This is a genomic window from Streptomyces sp. NBC_00390 (genome assembly GCF_036057275.1).
Taxonomy (GTDB): Bacteria; Actinomycetota; Actinomycetes; order Streptomycetales; family Streptomycetaceae; genus Streptomyces.
This window is the reverse complement of sequence record NZ_CP107945.1, coordinates 6342063-6353850: the sequence shown is the minus strand read 5'-3', so window position 1 is coordinate 6353850 and position 11788 is coordinate 6342063. Positions and strand designations below refer to the sequence as shown.

The window sequence follows — 11788 nt, the reverse complement described above, 5'->3', positions numbered from 1 at the left end:
TTGTTAGGGAAGGATGGAGCATGGACCTCGACCTCTCCCCGGACGAGCGGGCCTTCCGCGCCGAGGCCCGCGCGTGGCTCGCCGAGCACGTCCCCGCAGGACCGCTCCCCTCCCTGGAGACCGAGGAGGGCTTCGCGGCGCACCGTGCCTGGGAGGCGCGGCTCGCGGCGGACCGCTGGTCGGTGATCTCCTGGCCCGAGCGGTACGGCGGCCGGGGTGCGGACCTCGTGCGCTGGCTGCTGTTCGAGGAGGAGTACTACGCGGCGGGCGCACCTGGCCGGGTCGCGCAGAACGGCATCCACCTGCTCGCCCCGACCCTCTTCGACCACGGCACCGAGGAACAGCGCGCACGCGTGCTTCCGTCGATGGCGAGCGGCGAGGTGATCTGGGCACAGGCCTGGTCCGAGCCCGAGGCCGGCTCGGATCTCGCCTCACTGCGCTCACGTGCCGTGCGCACGGACGGGGGCTGGCTGCTGAACGGTCTGAAGACCTGGTCCTCGCGGGCAGCCTTCGCCGACCGCGCGTTCGGCATCTTCCGTACGGATCCCGCTGCCCCGAGGCCGCATCAGGGCCTCACGTACATGATGTTCGACCTGTCGGCGTCCGGCGTGACGGTCCGGCCCATCGGCCGGCTCGACGGCAGGCCCGCATTCGCGGAGCTCTTCCTCGACGACGTGTTCGTGCCGGACGCGGACGTGATCGGCGAGCCCGGCGCGGGCTGGCGGATCGCGATGGCGGCAACGGGCAACGAGCGCGGGCTGACCCTGCGCTCGCCCGGCCGGTTCCTGGCCGCGGCGGACCGGCTCGTGCAGCAGTGGCACGCCTCGGCCCCGGCCGCGGACACGGCGCTGCGGGACCGGGTCGCGGACGCGGTGATCGGTGCCCGTGCGTACCAGCTGTTCACCTGGGCGAGCGCGGCGCGGTGCGCGGCCGGCGGGCGCATCGGTGCGGAGTCGAGCCTGAACAAGGTCTTCTGGTCCGAGTACGACATCGCCCTGCACGAGACGGCGCTCGACCTGCTGGGCACGGACGGGGAGTTGGCGGACGGCGCGTGGTCGGAGGGGTACGTCTTCTCGCTCGCCGGTCCGCTGTACGCCGGAACGAACGAGATCCAGCGCGACATCATCGCCGAGCGGCTGCTCGGCCTGCCGAAGGGCCGCCGCTGATGCGTTTTCTGCTGACCGACGAGCAACAGGCGTTCGCCCGTTCGCTGGACACGATGCTGACGGCCGCGGACACCCCCGCGACGGCGCGCGCCTGGGCCGCGGCAGAGCCGGGACCCGGGCGCGCGGTGTGGCAGCGCCTCGCCGGGGCGGGTGTGTTCGCGCTGGCCGTGCCGGAGGCCTACGAGGGGTCGGGACTGCTTCCCGTCGAACTGGCCGTCGCCTTCGTGGAGTTGGGCCGGCATGCGGTGGCGGGCCCGGTGGTGGAGACGGTCGCCGCGGCGGTGCTGGTCGCCGAGCTGGGCGATTCGGCCCTGGCCAAGCGGCTGCTGCCGGGCATCGCGGCGGGCGAGATCGCGGCGTCGGTGCTGCTGCCCGGCTCGGGGCCGTACGCCTTGGACGCGGATGCGGCGGACTGCGTCCTGGTGGTCGCCGCAGCCGGACCCCGGCCGGACCCCGGCCGCCCCGCGGTACCCGAGCTGCGCATCGCGCCCGGGCACGGGTCCGTACGGGCCTCGGTCGATCCCGTGCGGCGGCTGAGCGTTCCCCTGCCGGGAGGTGAGGTCCTGGCGGCCGGGGCGGAGGTGGCCGCCGCAGCCGCCCGGGCCGGGCAGTGGGCGCGGCTCGCCACGGCCGCCCAGTCGCTCGGTGTCGGGCTGGCGCTGTTGGACCGTACCGTCGCGTACGTCAAGCAGCGCACCCAGTTCGGTGCCGCCATCGGCTCCTTCCAGGCGGTCAAGCACCGGCTCGCGGACACGCTGATCGCCCTCGAGTTCGCCCGGCCCCTGCTGTACGGGGCTGCGCTGTCCATGGACGGGGCCGATGCCGCCGCCGCCAAGGTGGCGGCGGGCGAGGCCGCGTACACCGCCGCCCGCACCGCCCTCCAACTGCACGGCGCCGCCGGATACACCGAGGAACTGGATCTGTCCCTGTGGCTGCGCAAGGCACGGCCGCTGCGGGACGCCTGGGGCACGCCGGCGCAGTGCCGGGCCGCCGTGCTGGCCTGACCGGCTGCTCAGTCGTCGCCGGCCGCTCGGTCGTCGCTGCGCGGCGGGCTGTCGTCGTTGCCGCGCCGCAGGGTCCGCAGCCTCCGGCCCGGACGCCAGATCTGTACGACGAGTTCGTCGCCGTCGACCCTGGTCCGCACCACCTCGGCGAGCTCCGCCCGGAACAGATGGAACGGCTGCGGCTCGCCCGCCTCCTGCGTGAACGCCGCCTTGGCCTGCGGGTCGGTCACCTCGACCGCCCGCCCGGAGACACGGACGTCCCCGCCGTCCATGGAGGTGCCGCTGCCGGGGTTCGCCTGGACGGCGAACCTCGGGTCGCGGCGGAGATCCTGCGCCTTGCGGGAGTTCGGCATCATGCCGAGCCACAGCTCGCCGTGGCTGAACTTCACCTCCAGCCCGGACACCCGGGGCGAACCGTCCTTGCGGAGCGTCGCGAGGACGTGGTGCGTGTGCTTTTCGAAGCGCTGCTGTGCGGTCGCGGCGCAGTCCGGTTCCGCGGCCTGGAAGTCTGCCCAACGGGAGGTCATGCCCCCATGGAAGCGCGGATACCCGACATCCTCTGTCGTGTTCGGCCCGCGTGTCCCGGCCGGACGCCACGGCGGCGCGCCGGTGTTCGGGCAGGCACCCTCAGGGATGCACCCTGAGCGTGACCACCGCCGCGTGTCCGTCCGTACGCAGCACTCCGGGCGAGCGGTCCAGGACCGCCGCGTCGTACGGGTCGAGCGTCACGGGCTCATCGGCGCCGAGCAGCGTGGTGCCGTCCAGTGCGACGACCACCACGGCCGCGTCCGCCGGGACGGGGAGCAGCAGGGCGCCCCGCAGCACCGAGGTCAGCGCGGTGACGCGCCCTCTGCGGTACATCACGTTGAGATTGACGACGGGGCCTTCGAGCAGCCGTCCCGCGGTCGCGACGTCGCCGGGGAAGTCGTGCGGCGCGCAGCGCTCGCCGACGCGCAGGTACTCACCGCCGACGGTGAGATCCATACCGGCGCCCTCGACCACGGTCAGGGTCCGGTCCACGTCCGGGAACGCGGAGAACGGGCCGTCCGCACTCACGTCCGCGAGGCTGATCCGCCAGTCGAAGTCGTCCATCGGCGCGCCTGCGGGTGATACGGCGATCTCCCGGGTCACCCCGCCGCCGTTCTTCCACGGCACGGCCGTACGGCCTGCCGCCCGCAGGATCCTCATCGCACGATGCCCTGTGCCCTCGCCGCCGCCAGCCACTGCGGGAACTCGCCGACCAGCCGGTCGTACAGCTCCGCGTCGGGGACCTGGCGCGGGTCGAGCCCGGCGTGGAAGAAGCCGGCGTTGTCGACGGGCCGCTTGGCCGGTACGGCGAGTTCGTCGAGCTTGTGCAGGAAGTCGAACTGCGTACTGCGCTTGTTGCCGAAGCCGACGAACTGCCAGAACAACGGCAGACGCGCGGCCTTGCACAGATAGCGCTCCGCGGCGTGCTTGCTGATCGGGCCGCCGTCCGTCTGGAAGACGACAAGCGCGGGTGCCGTGGAGCCGCTGTCGAGGTAGTGGTCTATGACCGCGTCCATGGCCAGGTGGTAGCTGGTTCTGCCCATGTGGCCGAGGCCCGCGACGATCTCGTCGACCCGGCCCCGGTGGTTCTCCAGGGCGATGTCGGTGACGGCGTCGATGTCGGTGGAGAAGAAGACCACGGGCACCGAGCCGTCGTCGTCGAGATTGGCCGAGAGGCCCAGCACCCGGTCGGCGAGCCCCTGGACACTGCCGTCCTTGTAGTAGTCCTTCATGGAGCCCGAGTAGTCGAGCACCAGGTAGACGGCTGCACGCTGCCCGTGCAGGCCGTGCTTCCGGAGGGACACGCCGGCGCTCTTGTAGAGACTGACCAGGGCCGGTGCCCGCTCCTCGACCTTGCGGAGGCTGATGGCCGGTCCGGGGATGCTGGCAGTGGCCATGCGGGGCTCCGTTTCCTCACGTTCCTCACGCCGGAAGGCGACTCAGCGTACCCCCGGGCGGGCGGGGAACCCGCCGGGTTCCGTCTCGCACGGCGCCGCGCCTGCCCTGCCGCGGAACGGCAACGCGGCGCCTGCCCATGTCCGGTCGGGGACGTGGCAGGCGCCGCGTTCGTGTCCGCACGCCGTTGTACGAGACGTTCTGTTCGCGCCGCGGTCAGACCGTCAGCGCGCGGTCCGTCGGGCGGATCGGGGCCGGGAGCGCGCTCGTCCCCGTCAGGAAACGGTCCACGCCACGGGCCGCCGAGCGGCCCTCGGCGATCGCCCAGACGATCAGGGACTGGCCGCGGCCCGCGTCGCCGGCCACGAAGACGCCGGCCACGTTGGTGGCGAAGTCGGCGTCCCGTGCGACGTTGCCGCGCTCGTCCAGCTCCAGGCCGAACTGCTGGACCAGACCGTTCTCCTGGTCCGTACCGGTGAAGCCCATCGCCAGCGTCACCAGCTGCGCCGGGATCCGGCGCTCCGTGCCCGGCTTCTGCTCCAGCCTGCCGTCCTTGAACTCCACCTCGATGAGGTGCAGCGCCTGGACGTTGCCGTCCTCGTCGCCCTCGAAGTGGGTGGTGGAGACGGAGTAGACCCGCTCGCCGCCCTCCTCGTGCGCCGAGGTGACCTTGTAGAGCATCGGGAACGTCGGCCAGGGCTGGTTGGTGCTGCGCTCCTCACCGGGCCGCGGCATGATCTCCAGCTGGGTGACTGAGGCCGCGCCCTGGCGGTGGGCGGTGCCCACGCAGTCCGCGCCGGTGTCGCCACCGCCGATGACGACGACGTGCTTGCCCTCGGCGGTGATCGGCGGGGCCACGAAGTCGCCCTCGACGACCTTGTTGGCGAGCGGCAGGTACTCCATCGCGAAGTGGATGCCGTTCAGCTCACGGCCCGGGACCGGCAGATCACGCGAGACGGTGGCACCCGCGGCGATGACCACCGCGTCGTAGCGCCGGCGCAGGGCGTCGGCCGGCATGTCGCGGCCGATCTCCACCTCGGTACGGAACTTGGTGCCCTCCGCGCGCATCTGCTCGATACGGCGGTTGATGTGCACCTTCTCCATCTTGAACTCGGGGATGCCGTACCGCAGCAGCCCGCCGATGCGGTCGGCCCGCTCGTACACGACGGTGGTGTGGCCGGCCCGGGTCAGCTGCTGGGCGGCGGCCAGACCCGCCGGGCCCGAGCCGATGACCGCGACGGTCTTGCCGGACAGGCGCTCCGGCGCCTGCGGCCTGACGTCGCCCGTGTCCCACGCCTTGTCGATGATGGAGACTTCGACGTTCTTGATGGTGACGGCCGGCTGGTTGATGCCGAGCACGCACGCCGCCTCGCACGGAGCGGGGCACAGCCGCCCGGTGAACTCCGGGAAGTTGTTCGTCGCGTGCAGGCGCTCGCTCGCCGCCGCCCAGTCCCCGCGGTAGGCGTAGTCGTTCCACTCGGGGATCAGGTTCCCGAGCGGGCAGCCGTTGTGGCAGAACGGGATGCCGCAGTCCATGCAGCGGCCGGCCTGCTTGCCGATGATCGGCAGCAGCGAGCCGCGGACGTACACCTCGTTCCAGTCCTTGACGCGCTCACCGACGGGACGGGTCTCGGCGACCTCGCGCCCGGTGGTCAGGAAGCCCTTGGGGTCAGCCATTGGTCGCCGCCTCCATCATCTTCTCGGTGGTCTCCTGCTCGGAGAGACCGGCGAGCTCAGCGGCGTCCTTGGCGGCGAGCACTGCCTTGTACGTGGTCGGGATGATCTTGCTGAAGCGGTCCACGTTCACGGACCAGTCGGCGAGGAGCTTGTCCGCGACGGTCGAGCCGGTCTCCTCCTGGTGGCGGCGCACGACATCGTGCAGCCACTGCTTGTCGGCGTCGGACAGGGTCTCGATCGCCTCCAGGTTGCCTGCGTTGACGTTGTCCGGGTCGAGGTCGACGACGTAGGCGATGCCGCCGGACATGCCGGCCGCGAAGTTGCGTCCGGTCTCGCCGATCACGACCGCGTGTCCGCCGGTCATGTACTCGCAGCCGTGGTCGCCCACGCCTTCGGAGACCACCAGCGCTCCGGAGTTGCGGACGCAGAACCGCTCGCCGGTGCGACCCCGGAGGAACATCTCGCCGCCGGTCGCACCGTAGGCGATGGTGTTGCCCGCGATGGTCGAGTACTCGGCGAGGTGGTCGGCGCCGCGGTCCGGGCGGACGATGACACGGCCACCGGAGAGGCCCTTGCCGACGTAGTCGTTGGCGTCGCCCTCCAGGCGCAGCGTGACGCCGCGCGGCACGAACGCGCCGAAGGACTGGCCGGCCGAGCCGGTGAAGGTGATGTCGATGGTGTCGTCCGGCAGGCCCGCGCCGCCGAACCGCTTGGTGACCTCGTGTCCGAGCATCGTGCCGACGGTCCGGTTGATGTTGCGGATCGCGACCTGGCCGCGCACCGGCTGGGCGTCCTCGGCCGTGGCCGCGTTCAGCGCCTCGGCGGCCAGCTCGATCAGCTCGTTGTCGAGAGCCTTCTCCAGACCGTGGTCCTGCTCGACGATCTGGTGGCGCACCGCGCCCTCGGGCAGCTCGGGGACGTGGAAGAGCGGCTCCAGGTCCAGCCCCTGCGCCTTCCAGTGCTTCACGGCCCGCGCGGTGTCCAGCAGCTCGGCGTGGCCGACGGCCTCCTCGACGCTGCGGAAGCCCAGCTCGGCAAGGATCTCGCGGACCTCCTCGGCGACGAACTCGAAGAAGTTGACGACGAACTCCGCCTTGCCGGAGAACCGCTCGCGCAGCACCGGGTTCTGCGTGGCGATACCGACCGGGCAGGTGTCCAGGTGGCAGACGCGCATCATGACGCAGCCGGAGACGACGAGCGGCGCGGTCGCGAAACCGAACTCCTCGGCGCCGAGCAGCGCGGCGATGACGACGTCGCGGCCGGTCTTCAGCTGGCCGTCGGTCTGCACGACGATGCGGTCGCGCAGGCCGTTCAGCAGCAGCGTCTGCTGGGTCTCGGCGAGGCCGAGCTCCCAGGGGCCGCCCGCGTGCTTCAGCGACGTGAGCGGCGAGGCGCCCGTACCGCCGTCGTGGCCGGAGATGAGGACGACGTCCGCGTGGGCCTTGGAGACACCCGCGGCAACCGTGCCGACGCCGACCTCGGAGACCAGCTTCACGTGGATACGCGCGGCCGGGTTGGCGTTCTTGAGGTCGTGGATCAGCTGAGCCAGGTCCTCGATGGAGTAGATGTCGTGGTGCGGCGGCGGGGAGATCAGACCGACACCCGGGGTGGAGTGCCGGGTCTTGGCGATCCAGGGGTAGACCTTCTGGCCGGGCAGCTGGCCGCCCTCGCCGGGCTTGGCTCCCTGGGCCATCTTGATCTGGATGTCGTCCGCGTTGACCAGGTACTCGCTCGTCACACCGAAGCGGCCGGAGGCGACCTGCTTGATGGAGGACCGGCGCTCGGGGTCGTACAGACGCTCCGGGTCCTCGCCGCCCTCACCGGTGTTGGACTTGCCGCCCAGGTGGTTCATGGCGATGGCGAGGGTCTCGTGCGCCTCGCGCGAGATCGACCCGTACGACATGGCGCCGGTGGAGAAGCGCTTGACGATCTCGGAGACCGGCTCGACCTCGTCGATCGAGATGGGCTCGCGGCCGCTCTTGAAGCCGAACAGGCCGCGCAGCGTCATCAGGCGCTCGGACTGCTCGTTCACCCGGTCCGTGTACTTCTTGAAGATGTCGTAGCGGCGGTTGCGGGTGGCGTGCTGCAGCCGGAAGACCGTCTCCGGGTCGAACAGGTGCGGCTCGCCCTCACGGCGCCACTGGTACTCGCCGCCGATGTCCAGCGCGCGGTGCGCCGAGGCGATGCCGGAGGCCGGGTAGGCCTTGGCGTGCCGGGCGGCGACCTCCTTGGCGACGACCTCGAGACCGGCGCCGCCGATCTTGGAGGCGGTGCCGTTGAAGTACTTCTCGACGAAGCCCTCGTCGAGACCGACGGCCTCGAAGACCTGCGCGCCGCGGTAGGAGGCGACGGTCGAGATGCCCATCTTGGACATGACCTTCAGCACGCCCTTGCCGAGGGCGTAGATGAGGTTGCGGATGGCGTGCTCGGGCTCCAGGCCCTCGATGAAGGTGCCGGCGCGGACCAGGTCCTCGACCGACTCCATCGCCAGGTACGGGTTGACGGCGGCGGCGCCGTAGCCGATGAGCAGCGCGACGTGGTGCACCTCACGGACGTCACCGGCCTCGACCAGCAGGCCCACCTGGGTGCGCTGCTTGGTGCGGATGAGGTGGTGGTGCACGGCGGAGGTGAGCAGCAGCGACGGGATCGGCGCGTGCTCGGCGTCCGAGTGCCGGTCGGAGAGCACGATGAGGCGGGCGCCGTCCTCTATGGCGGCGTCGGCCTCGGCGCAGATCTCCTCGATACGGGCGGCCAGCGCGTCGCCGCCGCCGGAGACCCGGTAGAGGCCGGACAGCGTCGCGGCGGTCATGCCGGGCATGTCGCCGTCGGCGTTGATGTGGATGAGCTTGGCCAGCTCGTCGTTGTCGATCACCGGGAAGGGCAGCGTGACGCTGCGGCAGGACGCCGCGGTCGGCTCCAGGAGGTTGCCCTGGGGGCCCAGCGAGGAGAGCAGCGAGGTGACGAGCTCCTCGCGGATGGCGTCCAGCGGCGGGTTGGTGACCTGCGCGAACAGCTGGGTGAAGTAGTCGAAGAGCAGCCGGGGGCGCTCGGACAGGGCCGCGATCGGGGAGTCCGTGCCCATGGAGCCCAGCGGCTCGCCGCCGGTACGGGCCATCGGCGCCAGGATCACGCGCAGCTCCTCCTCGGTGTAACCGAAGGTCTGCTGGCGGCGGGTGACCGAGGCATGGGTGTGGACGATGTGCTCGCGCTCGGGGAGGTCCTCGAGCTCGATCTCGCCGGTCTCCAGCCAGTCCGCGTAGGGGTGCTCCGCAGCGAGGGCCGACTTGATCTCGTCGTCCTCGATGATGCGGTGCTCGGCGGTGTCGACGAGGAACATCTTTCCGGGCTGGAGGCGGCCCTTGCGGACGACCTTCGCCGGGTCGATGTCGAGGACGCCGACCTCGGAGGACAGGACGACGAGGCCGTCGTCGGTGACCCAGTAGCGGCCGGGGCGCAGACCGTTGCGGTCGAGGACCGCGCCGACCTGGGTGCCGTCGGTGAAGGTGACGCAGGCCGGTCCGTCCCAGGGCTCCATCATCGTGGAGTGGTACTTGTAGAACGCGCGGCGGGCCGGGTCCATGGAGTCGTGGTTCTCCCACGCCTCGGGGACCATCATCAGGACCGAGTGCGGCAGCGAACGGCCGCCGAGGTGGAGCAGCTCCAGGACCTCGTCGAAGGAGGCGGAGTCGGAGGCGTCCGGCGTACAGACCGGGAAGATCCGGTCCAGCGTCTCGCCTCCGAAGAGGTCGGACACGAGCTGTGACTCACGGGCGCGCATCCAGTTGCGGTTGCCCTTGACCGTGTTGATCTCACCGTTGTGCGCGACGAAGCGGTACGGGTGGGCCAGCGGCCAGCTCGGGAAGGTGTTCGTGGAGAACCGGGAGTGGACCAGGGCGACGGCTGTGGCGCAGCGCCGGTCGGACAGGTCCGGGAAGAACGGCTCCAGCTGGCCGGTGGTCAGCATGCCCTTGTAGACGATCGTGCGGGCGGAGAGCGAGGGGAAGTACACCCCGGCCTCGCGCTCGGCGCGCTTGCGCAGCACGAACGCCTTGCGGTCGAGTGCGATGCCCGTGTTCTCACCTCCCCCGGACTCCGTCCGGGAGGTGCCCCCAGCCACGAAGAGCTGGCGGAAGGCGGGCATGGTGGTGCGCGCGCCGCTGCCGAGCAGGTCGGGGGTGACCGGGACCTCACGCCAGCCGAGGACCTCAAGGCCCTCCTCGCCGGCGATCGTCTCGATCCGTGAGACGGCGGCCGTGGTCGCGTCGTCCCCCTCGGCGGGGAGGAAGGCGATGCCGACGGCGTACGCACCGGCCTCGGGAAGCTCGAAGGCGGTGACCTCACGGAGGAACGCGTCCGGGACCTGCATCAGGATGCCCGCACCGTCGCCGGAGTCCGGCTCGGAGCCGGTGGCGCCGCGGTGCTCCAGATTGCGCAGTACGGTCAACGCCTGCTCGACCAGCTCATGGCTGGCAACACCGGTGAGGGTGGCCACGAACCCGACGCCACACGCGTCGTGTTCGTTACGGGGGTCGTACATCCCCTGCGGTGCGGGGCGACCGTCCATGGGCGACCAGGCGTCGGAACGCATCGGCTCTCCCGTCGTCGTCGTGGCATGTAGCAGTGCCGAGGGACGACGTTGGCCCTCTGCGAAATTTCGTGCAGGTTACATGATGGAGTGCTTCTCGGAAAGTGGATAGGCCGTTCCAACATGCGGACACCGCGAGGCGGTGGGAGGGGGTCACCGCCGGACAGATCGATGTCCGGTGGACCATCGCAGACAGGCTTCGTTGCCCACAGCGTCTACGGCTCATGCCCGGTGGTGAGGGAATCGAAACAGCCGGGTAACGGCTACTTATGTTGTTCCCTGCATAGTGTCTCACCCCTGGCCTGATCCGCGGAGGGGATGTACGTCACAGGGTCGGTCACGCGGGCCATGAACGCCAGCCCACCAGGCACTGAGCAGGTGCCGGAGCGGCAGCCGGCCGCGGTTCCCGGCAGGCGGCGGCCCCTCGCGTGACGCCTCCGCCCGCGCCGCGGACCGACGGACAGCGGCAGGGCACACACACGCGTCGACCGGGGTGGGGCGCACATGCCGGGGCGCATCGCCCGTGGGCGTCGGCCGGGCGGGCGGGGGCCGCCCTGGCGGCCCCCGCCCGCCCGGCCGGGGTACACGTACGCAAGCGCGCGGCCCCGGGCGCAGCCGGACGAGGGCCGCTGCCCGGGTCGGACCGCGGCGGGGGCGCCGCCCAGGTCAGACGGCGGCTCCGATGAGCATCCCCAGGCCGTAGGTGAACGCCGCCGCCGCGCCGCCCAGGACCAGCTGCCGCAGCCCGCTGAACCACCAGTTGCGTGCCGTCACCCGGGCCACCAGCGCACCGCAGGCGAACAGCCCCGTCAGCGCGAGCAGCACGGCCGGCCACAGCGCGCTCGCTCCGAGCAGATACGGCAGCACCGGCAGCAGCGCGCCCAGGGCGAACGATCCGAACGACGAGACCGCGGCGACGGCCGGCGAGGGCAGGTCGTCCGGGTCGATGCCGAGCTCCTCGCGGGCGTGGATCTCCAGCGCCTGTTCGGGGTCCCTGGAGAGCTGCATCGCCACCTCGCGGGCGAGCGAGGGCTCGACGCCACGCGCCACGTACAGCGCGGCGAGCTCCTCCATCTCGTCGATCGGGTGCCCCAGCAACTGGCGGCGCTCCACCTCCAGTTCGGCCTGGACCAGCTCGCGCTGGGAGGCGACGGAGGTGTACTCGCCCGCGGCCATGGAGAACGCGCCGGCCGCGAGGCCGGCCAACCCCGTGACGACGATGGTCTGCTGGGAGACCGCGCCGCCCGCGACACCGGTCATCAGGGCCAGGTTGGAAACGAGCCCGTCCATCGCTCCGAACACTGCCGGACGCAGCCACCCGCCGTTGACATCACGGTGGGTGTGGTTGTCGCGGTGTGCAACGTGAAGTGTGGCTTCGGTTTCGATGACGGACACAGCTCTCCCCTTTTTTCCGGCAGCGGCCCTGCCTGCGC

General features: G+C 71.4%; 8 protein-coding genes. 2 read left to right on the top strand and 6 right to left on the bottom strand.

Features of this window, described 5'->3' with window-relative positions:
* Positions 1-20: 20 nt before the first annotated feature.
* Together OHS70_RS28050 and OHS70_RS28045 are read left to right on the top strand one after the other, a co-directional pair.
* Positions 21-1166, top strand: coding sequence for an acyl-CoA dehydrogenase family protein (locus tag OHS70_RS28050; RefSeq protein ID WP_328401809.1), 1146 nt, complete (start codon positions 21-23; stop codon positions 1164-1166).
* Positions 1166-2170, top strand: coding sequence for an acyl-CoA dehydrogenase family protein (locus tag OHS70_RS28045; protein ID WP_328401807.1), 1005 nt, complete (start codon positions 1166-1168; stop codon positions 2168-2170). The genes OHS70_RS28050 and OHS70_RS28045 overlap by 1 nt, the downstream gene beginning before the upstream one ends.
* 8 nt (positions 2171-2178) lie before the next feature.
* On the opposite strand, the gene OHS70_RS28040 is transcribed toward OHS70_RS28045, so the two are convergent.
* The 6 genes from OHS70_RS28040 to OHS70_RS28015 form a co-directional block, all read right to left on the bottom strand.
* Positions 2179-2697 (bottom strand): pyridoxamine 5'-phosphate oxidase family protein, encoded by a 519-nt coding sequence (locus OHS70_RS28040; RefSeq protein WP_328401805.1) that lies wholly within the window; start codon positions 2695-2697, stop codon positions 2179-2181.
* Positions 2698-2797: 100 nt separating this feature from the next.
* Positions 2798-3358, bottom strand: a complete 561-nt coding sequence (locus OHS70_RS28035; protein ID WP_328401803.1) for a HutD/Ves family protein — start codon at positions 3356-3358, stop codon at positions 2798-2800.
* Positions 3355-4095 carry a vWA domain-containing protein gene (locus OHS70_RS28030; protein WP_328401801.1) on the bottom strand — a complete coding sequence of 247 codons (741 nt, stop codon included), beginning with the start codon at positions 4093-4095 and terminating at the stop codon, positions 3355-3357. Before OHS70_RS28030 ends, OHS70_RS28035 begins: the two co-directional genes overlap by 4 nt.
* 214 nt (positions 4096-4309) lie before the next feature.
* Positions 4310-5770, bottom strand: a complete 1461-nt coding sequence (locus OHS70_RS28025) for a glutamate synthase subunit beta (protein ID WP_328401799.1) — start codon at positions 5768-5770, stop codon at positions 4310-4312.
* Complete coding sequence (gene gltB, locus OHS70_RS28020; RefSeq protein WP_328401797.1) at positions 5763-10358, bottom strand: glutamate synthase large subunit; 4596 nt, start codon at positions 10356-10358, stop codon at positions 5763-5765. The genes OHS70_RS28025 and gltB overlap by 8 nt, the downstream gene beginning before the upstream one ends.
* 663 nt (positions 10359-11021) lie before the next feature.
* A complete protein-coding gene (locus OHS70_RS28015; protein ID WP_328401795.1) occupies positions 11022-11750 on the bottom strand; it encodes a VIT1/CCC1 transporter family protein in 729 nt (242 codons plus the stop codon).
* Between the last annotated feature and the right edge of the window lie 38 nt (positions 11751-11788).